This is a genomic window from Pseudomonas sp. LBUM1651, assembly GCF_059716135.1.
Genome location: NZ_CP166805.1, coordinates 5,247,749 through 5,266,419 on the forward strand (window position 1 = coordinate 5,247,749; position 18,671 = coordinate 5,266,419).

General features: G+C 59.9%; 15 protein-coding genes. 13 read left to right on the plus strand and 2 right to left on the minus strand.

What is annotated here, in order from left to right; translation table 11 throughout:
• The first annotated feature begins 64 nt into the window (after positions 1-64).
• The 11 genes from ACA066_RS24585 (at position 65) to ACA066_RS24635 (ending at position 14,148) form a co-directional block, all read left to right on the plus strand.
• Positions 65-1,465: a polynucleotide adenylyltransferase PcnB gene (locus ACA066_RS24585; protein ID WP_497696975.1), complete on the plus strand. Its 1,401-nt coding sequence runs from the start codon at positions 65-67 to the stop codon at positions 1,463-1,465.
• A 3-nt stretch (positions 1,466-1,468) separates the two neighbouring features.
• Positions 1,469-1,954 carry a 2-amino-4-hydroxy-6-hydroxymethyldihydropteridine diphosphokinase gene (gene folK / locus ACA066_RS24590; protein ID WP_497696976.1) on the plus strand — a complete coding sequence of 162 codons (486 nt, stop codon included), beginning with the start codon at positions 1,469-1,471 and terminating at the stop codon, positions 1,952-1,954.
• 441 nt (positions 1,955-2,395) lie between these two features.
• Entirely contained in the window at positions 2,396-3,196 is an 801-nt protein-coding gene (panB, locus tag ACA066_RS24595) for a 3-methyl-2-oxobutanoate hydroxymethyltransferase (RefSeq protein WP_497696977.1), read from the plus strand.
• Entirely contained in the window at positions 3,193-4,053 is an 861-nt protein-coding gene (gene panC / locus ACA066_RS24600; RefSeq protein ID WP_497696978.1) for a pantoate--beta-alanine ligase, read from the plus strand. Before panB ends, panC begins: the two co-directional genes overlap by 4 nt.
• Positions 4,054-4,248: 195 nt before the next feature.
• The gene (panD, locus tag ACA066_RS24605) at positions 4,249-4,629 is read left to right on the plus strand and encodes an aspartate 1-decarboxylase (RefSeq protein WP_084323050.1); all 381 of its coding nucleotides are present in this window, start codon (positions 4,249-4,251) and stop codon (positions 4,627-4,629) included.
• Positions 4,630-4,849: 220 nt separating this feature from the next.
• Entirely contained in the window at positions 4,850-6,514 is a 1,665-nt protein-coding gene (gene pgi, locus ACA066_RS24610) for a glucose-6-phosphate isomerase (protein ID WP_497696979.1), read from the plus strand.
• Positions 6,515-6,714: 200 nt separating this feature from the next.
• The gene (gene acs / locus ACA066_RS24615; protein WP_497696980.1) at positions 6,715-8,652 is read left to right on the plus strand and encodes an acetate--CoA ligase; all 1,938 of its coding nucleotides are present in this window, start codon (positions 6,715-6,717) and stop codon (positions 8,650-8,652) included.
• A gap of 161 nt (positions 8,653-8,813) precedes the next feature.
• Positions 8,814-9,683, plus strand: a complete 870-nt coding sequence (locus ACA066_RS24620) for an oxygenase MpaB family protein (RefSeq protein ID WP_497696981.1) — start codon at positions 8,814-8,816, stop codon at positions 9,681-9,683.
• Between the two features lie 107 nt (positions 9,684-9,790).
• Positions 9,791-10,807 carry a class I SAM-dependent rRNA methyltransferase gene (locus ACA066_RS24625; protein WP_497696982.1) on the plus strand — a complete coding sequence of 339 codons (1,017 nt, stop codon included), beginning with the start codon at positions 9,791-9,793 and terminating at the stop codon, positions 10,805-10,807.
• A 93-nt stretch (positions 10,808-10,900) separates the two neighbouring features.
• Complete coding sequence (locus ACA066_RS24630) at positions 10,901-13,852, plus strand: DUF748 domain-containing protein (RefSeq protein WP_497696983.1); 2,952 nt, start codon at positions 10,901-10,903, stop codon at positions 13,850-13,852.
• A complete protein-coding gene (locus ACA066_RS24635) occupies positions 13,852-14,148 on the plus strand; it encodes a DUF2845 domain-containing protein (protein WP_497699955.1) in 297 nt (98 codons plus the stop codon). Before ACA066_RS24630 ends, ACA066_RS24635 begins: the two co-directional genes overlap by 1 nt.
• 274 nt (positions 14,149-14,422) lie before the next feature.
• Here the strand turns inward: ACA066_RS24635 and ACA066_RS24640 are convergent, their stop codons facing one another.
• Together ACA066_RS24640 and ACA066_RS24645 are read right to left on the minus strand one after the other, a co-directional pair.
• A complete protein-coding gene (locus ACA066_RS24640; RefSeq protein ID WP_497696984.1) occupies positions 14,423-14,779 on the minus strand; it encodes a BON domain-containing protein in 357 nt (118 codons plus the stop codon).
• A 329-nt stretch (positions 14,780-15,108) separates the two neighbouring features.
• The gene (locus tag ACA066_RS24645) at positions 15,109-15,525 is read right to left on the minus strand and encodes a pilin (RefSeq protein ID WP_497696985.1); all 417 of its coding nucleotides are present in this window, start codon (positions 15,523-15,525) and stop codon (positions 15,109-15,111) included.
• Positions 15,526-15,750: 225 nt separating this feature from the next.
• Here ACA066_RS24645 and pilB point away from each other — a divergent pair, with 225 nt between their 5' ends.
• Both pilB and ACA066_RS24655 read left to right on the plus strand, forming a co-directional pair.
• The gene (gene pilB / locus ACA066_RS24650; RefSeq protein WP_497696986.1) at positions 15,751-17,451 is read left to right on the plus strand and encodes a type IV-A pilus assembly ATPase PilB; all 1,701 of its coding nucleotides are present in this window, start codon (positions 15,751-15,753) and stop codon (positions 17,449-17,451) included.
• A 2-nt stretch (positions 17,452-17,453) separates the two neighbouring features.
• Positions 17,454-18,671: a type II secretion system F family protein gene (locus ACA066_RS24655; RefSeq protein WP_497696987.1), complete on the plus strand. Its 1,218-nt coding sequence runs from the start codon at positions 17,454-17,456 to the stop codon at positions 18,669-18,671.

The window sequence follows — 18,671 nt, forward strand, 5'->3', positions numbered from 1 at the left end:
AATCCCCGCCCATCATGCGGTCATTCTTCGTTATGGCCGAACATTCCTTCAAACAGTGCATCCCATGCTGAAGAAGCTGTTCCAGTCATTCCGTTCTCCCAAGCGTCATACGCAACACATCCGCAGCACGCCTGAAGTGCTTAACAGCGGCCAACATTCGCTGCAAAAGGCGCAGTTCAGCCGTTACGCGGTGAATATCGTCGAACGCCTGCAGAACGCCGGTTACCAGGCTTACCTGGTCGGCGGCTGTGTGCGTGACATGATGCTCGGCATCACGCCAAAAGATTTCGACGTTGCCACTAGCGCCACCCCTGAACAGGTTCGCGCCGAATTCCGCAATGCGCGGATCATCGGTCGTCGATTCAAACTGGTGCATATCCACTTTGGTCGCGAAATCATCGAAGTCGCGACCTTCCGCGCCAATCACCCGCAAAACGACGAAGAGGAAGACAGCAACCAGTCTTCCCGCAACGAAAGCGGGCGCATCCTGCGCGACAACGTCTACGGCACGCTGGAAGAAGACGCGCAACGCCGCGACTTCACCATCAACGCTCTGTACTACGATCCGGTCAGCGAACGTATTCTCGACTACGCCAACGGCGTACACGACATCCGCAATCACCTGATCCGACTGATTGGCGATCCGAAGCAACGCTACCAGGAAGACCCGGTGCGGATGCTGCGGGCCGTGCGTTTCGCCGCCAAGCTGAATTTCGGCATCGAAAAACACAGCGCCCTGCCGATCCGCGAGCTGGCGCCGATGCTGCGCGAGATCCCGTCGGCCCGGCTGTTCGAGGAAGTGCTCAAGCTGTTCCTCTCCGGCCACGCCGCGGACACGTTCGAGATGCTGGTCGACTTGCAGTTGTTCGATCCGCTGTTCCCGGCCAGTGCCGAGGCGCTGGAATACAACCCGACGTACACCCATACCCTGATCAGCGAAGCGCTGACCAACACCGATCTGCGGATCAAGCAGAACAAACCGGTGACCCCGGCGTTCCTGTTTGCCGCCCTGCTCTGGCCTGCCCTGCCGGCTCGCGTGTTGCGCTTGCAGGAACGCGGCATGCCGCCGATCCCGGCGATGCAGGAAGCGGCGCACGAGCTGATTGCCGAACAGTGCCAGCGCATTGCGATTCCAAAACGTTTCACCATGCCGATCCGCGAAATCTGGGACATGCAGGAACGTCTGCCGCGCCGCAGCGGCAAACGCGCCGACCTGTTGCTGGACAACCCGCGGTTCCGCGCCGGTTACGACTTCCTGCTGCTGCGCGAAAGCGCCGGCGAACAGACCGATGGCTTGGGTGAATGGTGGACGGACTATCAGGACGCCAACGACAGCGAGCGCCGCGACATGATCCGCGACCTCAGCGGCAAGGAAGATGGCTCCGGCGCACCACGCAAACGTCGTCGCAGTGGTGGCGCCAAGCGCAAACGCGCCGCCGGCGCACCGAGTGCTACGGGCGAGTAATCCATGGAACGCATCTACATCGGCATGGGCAGCAATCTGGCTGACCCCGCCGAACAATTGCGCAGCGCCGTCGAGGCGCTGGCGCAGCTGCCGCAAACCGAACTGGTCGGGGTTTCGGCGTTTTATCAAAGCGACTCGCTGCTGCCTGGCCAACCGCGTTACACCAACGCGGTCGCCGCCCTCGACAGCACGCTTGCCCCGCTGGCGCTGCTCGATGCGCTGCAAGCCATCGAGAACGGGCAGGGCCGCGAACGCCTGGAACGCTGGGGGCCGCGCACGCTGGATCTCGATATTCTGCTGTTCGGCGATCGACTGATCGATGAACCCCGCCTCAAGGTGCCTCACTACCATATGCAGGAACGCGCGTTCGTTCTTTATCCGCTGGCCGAGTTGGCGCCGGTGGATTTGCGTTTGGCGGATGGGCGCGCGCTTAGCGAATTGCTCGAGGCATGCCCGTTCGTCGGGCTGGAACGCCTCTCCCGAAATTGACAAAAATCCCCTGGGGGAGTGAGCCCCTGTGGCGAGGGGGCTTGCCCCCGTTCGGCTGCGAAGCAGTCGTGAAATCATTGCATTCGGTAAACCTGACACACCGGGTTTGCAGGTTTTAGGGCCGCTTCGCGACCCAACGGGGACAAGCCCCCTCGCACAGGAACTCGCTCCCACAGTTTTTTTGTGTCGGGCATAAGATCTGCGGCTGCTGAATCGCATCAGTTACTCCGGTAACACCCCATCCGTAACAACGCGGTAACACACGCAATTGACTTCCCGAGTTCTCCTCACGACTATAGGCGTCCCGCTGCCGCCAACGCGGCGTTGAAGGGCGCAATCCAGGCCTTAAAAGCACGACAACAGACCGTGCGCCTGTATTTAACGAAGAATCACGCGCGTTACTCGCAGTAGTTTCCACAGCGCCTGAATGAGGAACTTTTCATGCCAGCCATCACCCTGACCACTCTGCAAGGTCTCAAGCAAAAAGGTGAAAAAATCACCATGCTGACCTGCTATGACGCGACCTTCGCCCACGCCTGCAATGAGGCGGGTGTCGAAGTGCTGTTGGTGGGCGACTCCCTCGGCATGGTTTTGCAAGGTCACGACAGCACCCTGCCGGTGACCACTGCTGAAATGGCTTACCACGTCGCTGCCGTCAAACGCGGCAACACCGATGCGTTCATCCTTGCCGACCTGCCCTTCATGGCCTACGCCACCACTGAACAAGCCATGACCAACAGCGCCCTGTTGATGCAAGCCGGTGCGCACATGGTCAAGGTCGAAGGCGCGCTGTGGCTGGCGGACTCGATCCGTCTGCTGGCCGAGCGCGGCATCCCGGTGTGCGCGCACATGGGCCTGACGCCGCAATCCGTGAACATTCTGGGCGGTTACAAAGTCCAGGGCCGTAGCGAGAACCAGGCACGGCAGATGCGCGCAGACGCCATCGCCCTGGAACAGGCCGGTGCCGCCATGCTGCTGCTCGAGTGCGTACCGAGTGAACTGGCTCAGGAAATCACCCAAGCCGTGGGGATTCCGGTGATCGGCATCGGCGCCGGCAGCGGTACCGACGGCCAGGTCCTGGTGCTGCACGACATGCTCGGTCTGTCGATCACTGGCCGGGTGCCGAAATTCGTGAAGAACTTCATGAACGGCCAGACCAGCATTCACGCAGCCCTGACCGCTTACGTCACTGAAGTCAAAGCCGCCACGTTCCCTGGTATCGAACACGGATTCTCTGCATGAACACCGTAAAAACCGTACGCGAACTGCGGGCCGCCGTGGCCCGCGCCCGTAGTGAAGGCAAGCGCATTGCCTTCGTGCCGACCATGGGCAACCTGCACAGCGGTCACATCGCACTGATTACCAAAGCCAGCCAACGGGCGGATTTCGTGGTCGCGAGCATTTTCGTCAACCCGCTGCAATTCGGTGCCGGCGAAGACCTCGACAAGTACCCGCGCACCCTCGCGGCAGACCAGGAAAAACTGCTCCAGGCCGGTTGCCACTTGCTGTTCGCGCCGACCGTTGAAGAAATGTACCCCGACGGCATGGCCGGCCAGACTCGCGTCAGCGTTCCGCAACTGTCCGAAGGCCTGTGCGGTGCCAGCCGTCCGGGGCATTTCGAAGGTGTGGCGACGGTGGTCAGCAAACTCTTCAACATGGTTCAGCCCGACCTGGCGATCTTCGGTCAGAAAGACTTCCAGCAACTGGCGGTGATTCGCGCGCTGGTGCATGACCTGAACATGCCGATCCAGATCATCGGCGAGCCGACGGTCCGCGCGGCCGATGGCCTGGCTCTGTCGTCGCGAAATGGGTTTCTCAGTGAAGAACAGCGGGCGATTGCGCCGGTGGTGTATCGCACGCTGGCCTCGATTGCCGATGCCATTAAACAAGGTGAGCGCGATTATCCGGCGCTGATCGCGGCACAACAGCAGCAACTCGAAGTCGCAGGCCTGCGTACCGATTACCTGGAAATCCGGCATGCGCTCACATTGCGTCCGGCGACGGCGGAAGATCGGGACCTGGTGATTCTGGTGGCAGCTTTCCTCGGCACCACGCGGTTGATCGACAACCTGCACCTGAACCTCAACGCGCCCGCCTGAACACCGCAAAACCCTGTAGGAGCCGAGCTTGCTCGCGAAAGCGGTGTGTCATTCAGCATTGATGTCGACTGATCCACCGCTTTCGCGAGCAAGCTCGGCTCCTACAGGGTCCTGCGTTGCCTCGCCCCCTTATTGCCGCCCTTTAAGCCTTCGGGCAAACTGCCCGCCGTTCGATTCCGACCTGGGGAAACACTCATGCACGCCATCATGCTCAAGGCCAAGCTGCATCGCGCCGAAGTCACCCACGCAGTTCTCGATTACGAAGGTTCCTGCGCCATCGATGGCGAATGGCTGGACTTGTCCGGCATCCGTGAATACGAACAGATCCAGATCTACAACGTCGACAACGGCGAACGCTTCACCACCTACGCGATTCGTGGCGAAGCCGGCTCGCGCATGATTTCGGTCAACGGCGCAGCGGCGCACAAGGCCAAGGTCGGCGACCGTGTGATCATCTGCGCTTACGCTCACTACAGCGAAGCCGAGCTGCTCAACTTCAAGCCGCGCATGCTGTACATGGCGCCGGGTAACGAGTTGAGCCACACCAGCAATGCCATTCCGGTTCAGGTTGCCTGACCGAACCTTCTCTTCCGTTTGTCGGACCGTTCCCTGCTTGGTGTATAAAAAAGTACCGGGAACAGGTCAGACAAAGTCAAGACAGATCGCAGCGCGAGGTTTACTGTATTCGCCCTGTGCCATGAAATCGTGTCGACGCAGTTGACCGGACGCCCACCCACAGCGCTCCGGGATTTTTAGTGTTCAAAAGGCCGTTCAAGTAAAAAGGAAACCCGCAGCGATGGCGTACTACCGCACTCCTCACGACGTGACCGCTCTGCCCGCCTGGCAAGCGCTGAATGACCACCGCCAAGCCATGCAGGATTTCAGCATGCGCGAAGCCTTCAATGCCGACCCGCAGCGCTTTACTCAATTCACCCTCAGCAGCTGCGGCCTGTTTCTCGACTACTCGAAGAACCTGATTAACGCCGAGACCCGCAATCTGCTGGTGAACCTGGCCAACGAAGTCGATCTTCAGGGCGCGATCAAGTCGCTGTTCGAAGGCGAAATCGTCAACTCCTCCGAAGGTCGTCCGGCCTTGCACACCGCGCTGCGCCGTCCAGTGGGCGAAAAGCTCTCGGTCAACGGCGTCAACGTGATGCCGGAAGTGCACAAAGTCTTGAATCAGATCACCGACCTTGTGGGCCGCATCCACGACGGTCTGTGGCGCGGCTACACCGAGAAACCGATCACCGACGTGGTGAACATCGGCATCGGTGGTTCGTTCCTCGGCCCTGAACTGGTTTCCGAAGCGCTGTTGTCCTACGCCCAGAAAGGCGTGCGCTGCCATTACCTGGCGAACATCGACGGCAGCGAGTTCCACGAGCTGACCATGAAGCTGCGCGCCGAGACCACGCTGTTCATCGTTTCGTCGAAGTCCTTCAACACCCTCGAAACCCTGAAGAATGCCCAAGCCGCTCGCGCCTGGTACCTGGCCCAGGGCGGTTCGGAAGCCGAGTTGTACCGTCACTTCATCGCCGTCTCCAGCAACAACGCGGCGGCCGTGGCGTTCGGTATCCGCGAAGAAAACATCTTCCCGATGTGGGACTGGGTCGGCGGTCGTTACTCGCTGTGGTCGGCCATCGGTTTGCCGATTGCCCTGGCGATCGGCATGTCCAACTTCAAGGAACTGCTGTCCGGTGCCTACACCATGGACCAGCACTTCCAGAGCGCGCCGTTTGAACAGAACATGCCGGTGCTGCTGGCCTTGCTTGGCGTCTGGTACGGCAACTTCTGGGGCGCGCAAAGCCACGCGATCCTGCCGTACGACCACTACCTGCGTAACATCACCAAGCACTTGCAACAGCTGGACATGGAATCCAACGGCAAGAGCGTGCGTCAGGACGGCACGCCAGTGTCCACCGATACTGGCCCGGTGATCTGGGGCGGTGTGGGTTGCAACGGTCAGCACGCGTATCACCAGTTGCTGCACCAGGGCACCCAACTGATTCCGGCCGACTTCATCGTGCCGATCGTCAGCTTCAACCCGGTGTCGGATCACCACCAATGGCTGTACGCCAACTGCCTGTCGCAAAGCCAGGCACTGATGCTCGGCAAGACCCGCGCCGAGGCCGAAGCCGAGCTGCGTGACAAGGGCATGGCCGAAGCCGACGTGCAGAAACTCGCGCCGCACAAGGTGATCCCGGGCAACCGTCCGAGCAACACGCTGGTGGTCGAACGCATCAGCCCGCGTCGTCTCGGCGCACTGGTGGCGATGTACGAACACAAAGTCTTCGTGCAAAGCGTGGTCTGGGGCATCAACGCCTTCGACCAGTGGGGCGTGGAGCTGGGCAAAGAGCTGGGCAAAGGCGTCTACAACCGCCTGGTCGGCAGCGAAGAAACCCCGGCTGACGATGCGTCCACCCAAGGGCTGATCAACTACTTCCGCGGGCGTCACCGCGGTTAACACCAATCCCTTGTAGGAGCGAAGCTTGCTCGCGAAGGACGTTAACGAAAACGCGGGCTGTCTGGATGCGCGCGTTGTCCGGACGTTTTTCGCGAGCAAGCTTCGCTCCTACAGGGCGGTGTTTGTTCTCGGGTCTTGAACCCGCCTCCCACTCGGCGCATCTTTAGATCTTGTCGTGCAAACAAGAATAAGGAACCGTCATGTTCGATATCAGCACGTTCCCCAAAGCCGATGCCGTCCGCCGGGCTGCACAACTCAGTCAAGACGACTACAAGCGCCTGTACCGCCAGTCCATCGAACATCCCACTGAATTCTGGGCCGAGCAGGCTTCACGCTTTCTCGACTGGAGCAAACCGTGGGATACCGTCCAGCGCTATAACCTGAAAACCGGTGAAGCCAGCTGGTTTGCCGGCGGCAAGTTGAACGTCAGTTACAACTGCATCGACCGTCACCTGGAAAAACGTGGCGATCAGATCGCAATCATCTGGGAAGGCGACGACCCCGCCGAGTCCGCCCAGATCACCTACAAAAAACTGCATCACAACGTCTGCCGCCTGGCCAACGTACTCAAAAGCCGGGGCGTGAAGAAAGGCGACCGCGTGTGCATCTACATGCCGATGATCCCCGAAGCCGCCTACGCCATGCTCGCCTGCACGCGAATCGGCGCGGTGCATTCGGTGGTGTTTGGCGGGTTCTCCCCCGATTCTGTACGTGACCGGATACTCGACGCCGACTGCCGCACCGTGATCACCGCCGATGAAGGCGTGCGCGGCGGCAAATTCGTGCCACTCAAAGAGAAGGTCGACATGGCGCTGCAAAGTTGTCCGGACGTCAGCACCGTGATCGTGGTCGAGCGCACTCAGGGTGAGGTGAACTGGGTCGAAGGCCGCGACCTCTGGTATCACCAGGCCCTGCGCGACGTCAGCGACGATTGCCCGCCCGAGCCCATGGACGCCGAAGACCCGCTGTTCATCCTCTACACCTCCGGCAGCACCGGCAAACCCAAAGGCGTGCTGCACACCACCGGCGGTTACCTGCTGCAAGCGGCGATGACCTTCAAGTACGTGCTCGATTACCGCGACAACGAAGTCTTCTGGTGCACCGCCGATGTCGGCTGGGTCACCGGCCACAGTTACATCGTCTATGGGCCGCTGGCCAACGGCGCGACCACGCTGATCTTCGAAGGCGTGCCGAGTTACCCGAGCAGCTCACGCTTCTGGCAGGTCATCGACAAGCACCACGTGAACATCTTCTACACCGCCCCCACCGCGCTGCGTTCGCTGATGCGCGAAGGCCCCGAACCGTTGAAGGAAACGTCCCGGGCGAGCCTCAGATTACTCGGCAGCGTCGGTGAGCCGATCAACCCGGAAGCGTGGGACTGGTACTTCAATGCCGTCGGCGAGCAGCGTTGCCCGATCGTCGATACCTGGTGGCAGACCGAAACCGGCGGCATCATGCTCAGCCCGCTGGTCAGCGCGCAGCGGATCAAACCCGGCTGCGCCACGCAACCGATGTTCGGGGTGCAACCGGTGCTGCTCGACGAAGTGGGCAAGGAAATCAAAGGCGCCGGCAGCGGTGTGCTGGCGATCAAGTCCAGCTGGCCGGCGCAGATCCGCAGCGTCTACGGCGACCCGCAACGGATGGTCGATACCTACTTCAAACCCTATCCCGGTTACTACTTCACCGGCGACGGCGCACGGCGTGACGAGGACGGCGATTACTGGATCACCGGGCGCATCGACGACGTGATCAACGTTTCCGGCCACCGCATCGGCACCGCCGAAGTCGAAAGCGCCCTGGTGCTGCACGACAGCATCGCCGAGGCCGCCGTGGTCGGTTACCCTCACGACGTCAAAGGCCAGGGCATCTATGCCTTTGTCACGCCCATGAACGGCACCGAACCCACCGACGAACTGAAGAAAGAACTGCTGGCCCACGTCAGCAAGGAGATCGGCAGCTTCGCCAAACCAGACCTGATCCAGTGGGCACCGGCCTTGCCGAAAACCCGTTCGGGCAAGATCATGCGGCGGATTCTGCGCAAGATCGCCTGCAACGAGCTGGACAGCCTGGGCGACACGTCGACCCTGGCCGATCCAAGCGTGGTTCAGGACCTGGTCGATAAACGCCTGAATCAATAACGCACCACCCTTTGTAGGAGCGAGCTTGCTCGCGATGAACTCAAGCGCACCGCGTTTATTCGAGAAATACGCGTTATCGTTAACGTCCATCGCGAGCAGGCTCGCTCCCACAGGGGAGCATTACAGAATTTGCCGCGCATTTTTTTCGCCATTGAGTCGCCATGGAATTCATCCGCAGCCGCATCGAAACCCAGGTCATGAGCCTCTCCGGTCTGTCCCTCGGCAAGCTCGACCTGGAAAACCCCAAGGGCGACCCCGGCCTGTTCGGTCCCGATTCGGTGAGTTGGCAGGTTCACGGCGACTTCAGCAGCATGCTCATCGGCGGTATCAGCGCGCTGATGCTGCAAGCCCTGCACCCATTGGCGCTGGCCGGGGTCTGGGACCATTCCAATTTTCGCGAGGACATGCTCGGTCGCTTGCGCCGCACCGGGCAGTTCATTTCCGGCACCACGTTCGGCTCGCGCCAGGATGCGGACTGGCTGATCGAGAAAGTGCGCACCATCCACCTGCAAGTGACCGGCACCGCGCCGGATGGTCGGCCTTACGCCGCGAGTGATCCCGATCTGCTGACCTGGGTGCACGTGGCCGAGGTCAGCAATTTTCTCGCGGCGCATTTGCGTTACCGCAATCCGCACCTGTCTGCGGCTGATCAGGACCGTTACTACAATGAAATCGCCTTGGTCGCCGAACGACTCGGTGCTCGTGATGTGCCCCGTTCGCGACAGGAAATAGCCGATTACCTTGAGCGCATTCGTCCACAACTGCTGTGCGACGATCGCAGTCGCGAGGTGTTGCGACTGTTGTTGAACGCCCCGGCCCCCAGCCGTCTGGCCAAGCCGTTCGGCGGGTTGATGATGCAGGCCGGCATCGACTTGCTGCCGGACTGGGCGAGTAACATGCTGGGCGTGCGCCAGAGTCCGCTGCAACGCACGCTGATCCGCGCCAGCATCAACCGCAGCGCGCCGATGCTGCGCTGGGCCGTGCGTAATGGCTCGATGCATCGGGCGAAGCGGCGGATGGGGCTGAGCTGACGCTCAGAGCTGCAAGCTGCAAGCTTGAAGCTTGAAGCTTGAAGCTTGAAGCTCAGTAACTGCTAAACTCCCGCGCCAAATTCCCTCCCTCCTGCAAGGCGCCCAGCATGTCTTCCTTGAATCAGGCGCTGCGCGCCGCCCTCGATCATCGCCAGGACCTGCTTGCCGAACTGCACCAGCAAGGCACCGATTGCTATCGCCTGTTCCATGGCAGCCAGGAAGGCGCCGGCGGCCTGACCATTGACCGCTACGGCCCGCAACTGTTGGTCCAAAGCTTTCACCAGGCACTGGAGCGCGATGCTCTGCTGCAACTGCACGAAGCGATCAATCAACACCTGGGCTTCGAGACCCTGCTGGTCTACAACGACCGCTCCCGGGGCAACTCGCGCATCGACCGCGAAGACACCGTTTACCGCGCCGACGAAGCCGCCCTGCAAGACCTGGTCGGCCACGAATGGGGCCTGAACTACCGGGTCCGTGGCCGTCACGCCGGTCAGGACCCGCTGCTGTTCCTCGACCTGCGCAACACCCGCGGTTGGGTCAAGGAACACAGTAAGCACAAAAGCGTGCTGAACCTGTTTGCCTACACCTGTGGCGTCGGCCTGAGCGCTGCGGCCGGTGGCGCGAGCGAAGTGTGCAACCTGGACTTCGCCGAGGGCAATCTGGCGGTTGGCCGCGAAAACGGTCTGCTCAATCCGCAGTTGCCGACCATGCAGTTCATCCAGTCCGATTACTTCCCGGCCATTCGCCAACTCGCCGGTCTGCCCATCAGCCAGCGCCGTGGGCAGAAATTGCCGAGCTATCAACGCCTGGAACAACGTCAATACGACCTGGTGTTGCTGGACCCACCGGCCTGGGCCAAGAGCGCTTTCGGCACCGTCGACCTGCTGCGCGACTACCAGAGCCTGCTCAAACCCGCGCTGCTGACCACCGCCGACAATGGCGTGCTGATCTGCTGCAACAACCTGGCAAAAGTCAGCATGGACGACTGGCGCGATCAGGTTTTGCGTTGCGCCGAGAAAGCCGGGAGGCCGGTGCGCGAGTGGACGGTGATGAAACCGGGCGGCGATTTCCCGTCCATGGATCAACAGCCACCGCTGAAAACCCTGATCCTGCAACTCTGAAATCCAAAGAAACTTTCAGATAAATCCTATAACGCAGGCTGACTTCGGAACCGGATTCGCGTGCCATACTCCAACGCACTCCGATTCAGACAGATGAAGCCACGCATGCCCAAAGGATTGATCCGCGCTATTGGCGCCTTGTTGACTGCTCTGGCCCTCTACAGCCTGCTGGGGTTTCTGATTTTGCCGGGCATCGCATTGCGGGTTGCCAACCAGCAACTGGCCAACTACGCCACGACGCCCGCCACGATTCAGCGAATCGAACTCAACCCGTTCAGCCTTGAAGTCACGCTGTGGGGCCTGATCATCGGCGAGCCTGGCAAGGAACAGGTCGGCTTCGAACGCCTGTACGCCAACCTGCAGATCGACAGCCTGTGGACCAAAGCGCTGCATCTGTCGGATATCGAGCTGGACAAACCCAAGACCGAAATCCTCTTCGGCAAGGACGGTAAGTTCAATCTGCTCGGTCTGTTCAAAATCCCCGCCAGCGAACCGAACCCGGCCGACCCGAACGCCAAACCGTTTCCGCTACGCATAGAGCGGATCAAACTGGCTGACGGTGTCGTGCACTTCAAGGATGAACGTCCCAGCGAAGCCATCGAATTCCTCTACGACAAACTCGATTTCGAGCTGAAAAACCTAAGCACCCTGCCCGAAGACAGCGCCGACATGACCCTTGTGGCCATCGGCCCGAACGGTGGGCAGATCGACTGGACCGGCAATTTCAGCCTGATCCCGATCGCCTCCGAAGGTAAGCTGAAAGTCACCGACGGCCAGATGAAAGCCTTTTGGCCCTATGTACGCGACGCGCTGCCGCTGGTGCTGGAAAACGGCGTGCTGAACCTGAGCACCGACTACAAACTCAACCTGTCCAAGGAAACCGAACTGCTGCTGAGCAACGTCGCGGTCAGCGTCGCGCCCTTCGCCATCAACGCCCCGGACGGTCGCCCGCTGGCGAAACTCGCGCGACTGGACATCACCGACACCACGGTGGACCTGGCCAAACAGCAAGTGGTGGTTGGCAAGATCCGCAGCCAGAAACTGGAAACCTGGGCGGCGCTTGAAGCTGACGGCCAACTCGACTGGCAGAAGCTGTTCGCCAGCCAACCGTCCAAAGAAGCGGCCAAGGCCAAAGCCGAACCCGTCAGCACGCCAGCGGTAGCCGACTCGCCAAAAGCCCCTGCCGCGCCGAGCAAGCCCTGGCAGGTGTTGCTCAAAGACGTGCAACTGCGCGATTACCAGGTGCACCTGGCTGATCGAAAAGCGCAACCCGCCGTGATGCTGGACCTGAACCCGCTGAACCTGGACCTGCAGAATTTCGACAGCCTCAATGGCTCGCCTTTTACCCTCAAGCTCGACACTGGCGTGGGCAAGCAAGGCAAGATCACCGCCGATGGCGAGGTCAATCTGGCCCCGGTCAGCGCCAGACTCAACGTGCAGACCAAGGACATCGACCTGCGGGTTGCCCAGTCCTACATCAACCCGTTCATTCGCCTCGAACTGCGCAGCGGCATGCTCGGCAGCGACCTGGCGGTCAATCTGAAAAGCGCCGAGCCGTTGGCGCTCAGCGTGACAGGACGCGCGCAGATCGATCAGCTGCACACCCTCGACACCCTGAAAACCCGCGACTTCGTCAAGTGGCAGCAGGTGGTGGTCGAAGGCTTGAATTATCAGCACGGCGACAGCCTGTCGATCGACAGGATCAACCTGTTCCAGCCCTATGTGCGCTTCATGATCAACGATGACCGCACCACCAACGTCGATGACCTGCTGATCCCGCAGCCGCCCGACTCCGGTGCCAAAACGGCTGCCGCCAAACCGGCCGCCAGCAAGGACAAACCGCTGGGCATCCACATTGGCGGGATTGCCATCAATGACGGCTCGGCCAACTTTGCCGACTTCAGCCTGACCCCGAACTTCGCCACCGCCGTGCAACAGCTCAACGGTCAGATCGGCACCATCGACAGCCGTCAGGCGAAACCGGCGACCGTGGACATCAAAGGCAAGGTCGATCGTTATGCACCGGTGACCATCAAGGGCTCGGTCAATCCGTTCGACCCAATGGCCAGCCTCGACATCGCCACCAGTTTCAAACGGGTCGAGCTGACCACGCTGACGCCCTACTCCGGCAAGTTCGCCGGCTACCGTATCCGCAAGGGCCGGCTCAATCTCGACCTGCATTACCTGATCACCAAAGGTCAGCTCAAGGCTGAAAACAAAGTGGTGGTCGAGCAGTTGCAGCTCGGTGAAAAGGTCGACAGCCCGGACGCAGTCAGCCTGCCGTTGAAACTGGCGATTGCCCTGCTCAAGGACGTCGACGGCAAGATTTCCATCGAACTGCCGGTCACCGGCGACCTCAATAACCCACAGTTCAGCATCATGCCGATTGTCTGGCAGACCCTGCGCAACTTGATCGTCAAGGCCGCCGCCGCGCCGTTCAAAATGATCGGCGGACTGGTCAGTGGCGGTGGCTCGGAAGACCTGGGCACCGTGTCGTTCGCACCAGGTTCCAGCGACCTGAGCAAGGAGGCCGAGGGCTCGTTGGTCAAGCTGTCCCAGGCCCTCAAGGAACGTCCGGCCCTGCGCCTGGAAATCGAAGGCACGGCGGCGAAAAGCAGCGATGGCCCGTTGATCGCCGAGCAACGCCTGGAACGGGAATACCAGTACAACTACTACAAGATGCTCCAGCGTCGCGGCGACAAAGTGCCGGCACAGGCTTCGTTGCTGCAAGTACCGGACGGCGAGAAAGGCCCGCTGCTGGAAGGGATCTACCGCACTCGCCTGAAAACCCAGCCACCCGCCGAATGGAAGGATCTGGGCAAGGAAGAACGCACCGTGAAAATGCGCGCGGACGTGATCAAGTTCTGGAGTACCAGCGACGTGCTGTTGCGGCAACTGGGCCAGGATCGCGCCAGCAGCATCAAGGATTATCTGGTCGACAAGGGTCAGTTGGCCGATGACCGCGTGTATTTCATCGACGCCAGCCTCGGCGAAGCGGAAAGTGACGGTAAGGTGGTGACACCACTGCATCTGGACGCCGAATGATGATCAGACAATTGCTGTTCGGCCTGTCGCTGGCACTGGTGGCCAGTCAGGCTTCGGCCGCCGATACCTTGCGTTGCGGCAGTCAGTTGGTCAGCGTCGGGGACAGGTCCAGCGAGGTGCTGCAGAAGTGCGGTGAGCCGGTCAGTCGCGATCTGTTGGGCTACAAGCGCAGTGCCAATCGGCGGGAAGAATTCCAGGTCGAGGAATGGACCTACGGGCCCAGCGGCGGGATGTATCAGTACCTGCGGTTTGAAGGGAATCGGTTGAAGCAGATCACCAGCAAACGCGGTAATTAAGTAACGCGCAAATCCCTGTAGGAGCGAGCTCGCGATGGACTTGAAAGCGCCACGTTGATTCAGAAAGCACGCGTTATCGTTCGCCTCCATCGCGAGCAAGCTCGCTCCTACAGGTGTGGTGCTTTGCCCACAATAGAACAGGCCCCGAACACGAATGTCCGGGGCCTGTAATGGCCACATCCTTGTGGCCGTCGCATGAACTCTCAAGTGGCGGCAGACGTATGACTCGGCTCGTCTACCGCGTCTTCTCCCGGTCCAGGCGAGAAGTCTTGCCTTACTCGGCTTTCAGGCCGTCAGCGGAGACCGCTTTGACGCCTTTGATTTTCTTGGTGATGGCCACAGCAGTGTCTTTCTGAGCGTCAGTCACCGCGACGGTAGACGACAGGGATACTACACCTTTGTTGGTTTCGACTTTGATGTCGGTACCAGGAATGCCTTTTTCGGTCACCAGGTCAGCTTTGACTTTGGTGGTGATCCAAGTGTCAGAGGTTGCTTCTTTGGCTTCTGTCACTTCACCAGCAGCCAGCACCATTGGAGACTGGGTTGCCTGGGTGGTTTGAGCAAATGCTGCGTTGGCCATGGTCAGGGTCAGCGCGGTAGCAGTAGCGGCAGCGATAGCGAACTTCTTCATACGAGTAACTCCTGTTTTTTCATAAAGTCTGCTGCGTGTCTTGTCAGCAGGGTTACTGGGTATATTGCGAACGCTGTGCCAACGTTTAGATAGGAAATAAATCGATATAAATCAACAGGTTATACTAATTACCAAATTTCGGAATCATGCAAATTGCATGACTTTGAAGTTATGTACATGCAAGTTGCGGTTTTTGGCGTGGGCCTAAGGCCATGAATTTGCGGGGTTTTCTACGTCTCATTAAGCACCACGGCGAATTTGCCGTTTTCTCCCCAAAAAAAATGCCCCATCTCACGATGGGGCATTCTTCTACTTACACATCTGCAGCATTACGTTGCAGAGGCAGTGCAACCAGGCGGTGCGTAATCGGCAGTAACACCGGTTGCGCATGACCAGCCCGTTGTCGCGCTACGAGAAAGCGTAATAGTTTTACCTGCCACAGGTGCGGGTGCCTTCTGCAGTGTGCAAACAATGGTGCCGGCGCCGGACGCAACCGTACCGGTGACAGCGATTGCACAGTTCTGCGTAGTCGTACCGGCGCCTGCCAGTGTGGTGGGTTCTGCAGTGCCGGCATTCATCAGGTCTTCAAACGAAACCTTCAATGCTGCAATCTCCGCCAACCCCGCCGTCACTTTCGCCCGGGCCTGATATTTCGAGTATGCCGGCAACGCAAACGTCGCCAGAATCCCGATGATCGCCACGACGATCAGCAGTTCGATAAGCGTAAAACCTTTCTGAGTATTCATAGACAAGCTCCATGCATGAGTCGAAATCTCATGATCTGAACTAGCCGCAGCACAGCCCGTGCCAAGCCCTCGCCCCTGCGTCTTCAGGGGATAAAAGCGATGCACAGACCTTTCCTGCCCCCAGGATCCGCACTATCTGACACTTTTTGTCACCAGGGCAGCGCTGGTTTGGCTCCACCGGTTGACTAGGCTATAAGTCATGAACTGTCTGCGTCCGGTATCCCCATGAATGACATCGCCCTTAGCGGTCTGGCCAAGCAATTGGTCCTGGCCGAACTGCTCACTGACAAAAGCGCGCAACAGGCGTATCAGCAAGCCCAACGCCAGAAACTCTCCCTCGTCAGTTATCTGGTGCAGAACAAACTGGTGAAAAGTCGTCAGGTCGCCGAGATTGCCTCGGAGCATTTCGGCATGGCGCTGCTGGACCTCCACTGCCTGGACAAAGAGTCCCAACCCAAAGGACTGGTCAGCGAAAAACTGGTTCGCCAGCACCACGCCCTGCCCCTCTGGCGGCGCGGCAACAAGTTGTTCGTCGGGGTTTCCGACCCGACCAATCACCAGGCCATCAACGATATCCAGTTCAGCACCGGGCTGAACACCGAAGCCATCCTGGTGGAGGACGACAAGCTCAGCGATGCCATCGAGAAATTTTTCGACAGCCACAATACCGGCCTGGAAGACATGGCCGACGTCGACCTCGATGGTGTCGACATCGAGTCGATCGATGACCGCAACCAGGACGCCATCGCCGGGCAAGACGCCGACGACGCGCCGGTGGTGCGCTTTGTCCACAAGATGTTGCTCGACGCGATCAGGAGCGGCTCATCCGACCTGCACTTCGAACCCTACGAGAAAACCTATCGCGTGCGGATGCGCACCGACGGCATGCTGCGTGAAGTCGCCAAGCCACCGATTCAACTGGCCAACCGTATCGCCGCACGCCTGAAAGTCATGGCCAGCCTCGACATCTCCGAGCGGCGCAAACCGCAGGACGGGCGGATCAAGATGCGCCTGTCCAAGAGCAAGTCCATCGACTTCCGGGTCAATACCCTGCCGACCCTGTGGGGCGAAAAAGTGGTGATCCGGATCCTCGACCCGTCCAGCGCGCAAATGGGCATCGACGCCCTTGGCTACGAGCCGGACCAGAAAGACCTGTACATGGCCGCGTTGAAGCAGCCGCAAGGGATGATTCTGGTGACCGGCCCCACCGGTTCGGGCAAGACTGTGTCGCTCTATACCGGGCTGAATATCCTCAACACCGTGGACATCAACATCTCCACCGCCGAAGACCCGGTGGAGATCAACATGGAAGGCATCAACCAGGTCAACGTCAACCCCAAGCAGGGCCTGGGTTTTGCCCAGGCGCTGCGCTCGTTCCTGCGCCAGGACCCGGACGTGATCATGGTCGGCGAGATCCGTGACCTGGAAACCGCCGAAATTGCCATCAAGGCCGCCCAGACCGGTCACCTGGTGCTGTCGACCCTGCACACCAACAGCGCCGCGGAAACCCTGACCCGCCTGCACAACATGGGCATTCAGGGGTTCAACATCGCCACCTCGGTCAGTCTGATCATCGCCCAACGCCTGGCGCGCAAACTGTGCAGCCATTGCAAGAAACCCATCGACATTCCCCGCGAGGCATTGATCAAGGAAGGCTTCCCCGAGGAACGCATTGGCTCGTTCACGATCTATGAGCCGGTCGGTTGCGATCAGTGCAACGCTGGCTACAAGGGGCGCGTGGGGATTTATGAAGTGGTGAAGAACACACCAGACCTGCAACGGCTGATCATGGCCGAAGGCAATTCGCTGGAAATCGATATCCAGATGCGCAAGGACGGCTTCAACGACCTGCGTACTTCCGGGCTGATCAAGGCCATGCAAGGCATCACCAGCCTTGAAGAAATCAACCGGGTCACCAAGGACTGAACATGGCGGTCAAAGCAGCAAAAATCAGTGTGTACGCCTGGGAAGGCACCGATAAAAAAGGCACGAAAATGACCGGCGAACTCAGCGGTCAGAACCCGGCGTTGATCAAGGCGCAACTGCGCAAGCAAGGCATCAATCCCGGCAAGGTGCGCAAGAAATCCGCCTCGATTTTCAGTCTTGGCAAACGCATCAAGGCTCATGACATTGCCCTGTTCACCCGGCAGATGGCGACCATGATGAAAGCCGGGGTGCCGCTGTTGCAGTCGTTCGACATCATCGGCGAAGGCTTCGATAACCCGGCCATGCGCAAACTGGTGGACGATGTGAAACAGGAGGTCGCGGCGGGCAACAGTTTCGCCGCCGCCCTGCGTAAAAAACCGCAGTATTTCGATGAGCTCTACTGCAACCTGGTCGATGCCGGCGAGCAGGCCGGTGCACTGGACACCCTGTTGGAGCGCGTCGCGACCTACAAGGAAAAGAGCGAAAGCCTCAAAGCCAAGATCAAGAAGGCCATGACGTATCCGCTGGCCGTGGTGTTCGTCGCGATCATCGTCACCGGCATTCTGCTGGTCAAGGTGGTGCCGCAGTTCGAGTCGGTGTTCAAAGGATTCGGTGCCGAATTGCCGGCGTTCACCGTGATGGTCATCGGCCTGTCGCAGTTCATGCAGGACTGGTGGTGGGTGATGTTGGGCGCATTGATTGCGGCGATATTCGGTATGCGCCATGCCTTCAAGACATCGCAAGGCTTTCGGGACCGGACGGACACCTGGCTGCTGAAACTGCCGTTGATTGGCACCTTGATGTACAAGTCCGCCGTGGCCCGTTACGCCCGCACACTGTCGACCACCTTCGCCGCTGGCGTGCCGCTGGTCGAGGCGCTGGAATCGGTGGCGGGCGCGACCGGCAACATCGTGTTCAAACGTGCGGTGCTGCGCATCAAGCAGGATGTGTCGACGGGGATGCAACTGAACTTCTCCATGCGCACCTCCGGCATCTTTCCGAACATGGCGATCCAGATGACCGCCATCGGCGAAGAGTCCGGCGCACTGGATGACATGCTCGACAAGGTCGCGAGTTTCTATGAGGCCGAGGTCGACAATATGGTCGATAACCTCACCAGCCTGATGGAGCCGTTCATCATGGTGGTGCTGGGTGTTATCGTCGGCGGCCTGGTGGTTGCGATGTACCTGCCCATTTTCCAACTCGGCAATGCGATCTGA

What these genes read in the sequence shown, in the direction of transcription:
- ACA066_RS24585 (WP_497696975.1), top strand. Translation starts at nt 65, where the DNA reads ATGCTGAAGAAGCTGTTCCAGTCATTCCGTTCTCCCAAGCGTCATACG.
- folK (WP_497696976.1), top strand. Translation starts at nt 1,469, where the DNA reads ATGGAACGCATCTACATCGGCATGGGCAGCAATCTGGCTGACCCCGCC.
- panB (WP_497696977.1), top strand. Translation starts at nt 2,396, where the DNA reads ATGCCAGCCATCACCCTGACCACTCTGCAAGGTCTCAAGCAAAAAGGT.
- panC (WP_497696978.1), top strand. Translation starts at nt 3,193, where the DNA reads ATGAACACCGTAAAAACCGTACGCGAACTGCGGGCCGCCGTGGCCCGC.
- panD (WP_084323050.1), top strand. Translation starts at nt 4,249, where the DNA reads ATGCACGCCATCATGCTCAAGGCCAAGCTGCATCGCGCCGAAGTCACC.
- pgi (WP_497696979.1), top strand. Translation starts at nt 4,850, where the DNA reads ATGGCGTACTACCGCACTCCTCACGACGTGACCGCTCTGCCCGCCTGG.
- acs (WP_497696980.1), top strand. Translation starts at nt 6,715, where the DNA reads ATGTTCGATATCAGCACGTTCCCCAAAGCCGATGCCGTCCGCCGGGCT.
- ACA066_RS24620 (WP_497696981.1), top strand. Translation starts at nt 8,814, where the DNA reads ATGGAATTCATCCGCAGCCGCATCGAAACCCAGGTCATGAGCCTCTCC.
- ACA066_RS24625 (WP_497696982.1), top strand. Translation starts at nt 9,791, where the DNA reads ATGTCTTCCTTGAATCAGGCGCTGCGCGCCGCCCTCGATCATCGCCAG.
- ACA066_RS24630 (WP_497696983.1), top strand. Translation starts at nt 10,901, where the DNA reads ATGAAGCCACGCATGCCCAAAGGATTGATCCGCGCTATTGGCGCCTTG.
- ACA066_RS24635 (WP_497699955.1), top strand. Translation starts at nt 13,852, where the DNA reads ATGATCAGACAATTGCTGTTCGGCCTGTCGCTGGCACTGGTGGCCAGT.
- ACA066_RS24640 (WP_497696984.1), bottom strand. Translation starts at nt 14,779, where the DNA reads ATGAAGAAGTTCGCTATCGCTGCCGCTACTGCTACCGCGCTGACCCTG.
- ACA066_RS24645 (WP_497696985.1), bottom strand. Translation starts at nt 15,525, where the DNA reads ATGAATACTCAGAAAGGTTTTACGCTTATCGAACTGCTGATCGTCGTG.
- pilB (WP_497696986.1), top strand. Translation starts at nt 15,751, where the DNA reads ATGAATGACATCGCCCTTAGCGGTCTGGCCAAGCAATTGGTCCTGGCC.
- ACA066_RS24655 (WP_497696987.1), top strand. Translation starts at nt 17,454, where the DNA reads ATGGCGGTCAAAGCAGCAAAAATCAGTGTGTACGCCTGGGAAGGCACC.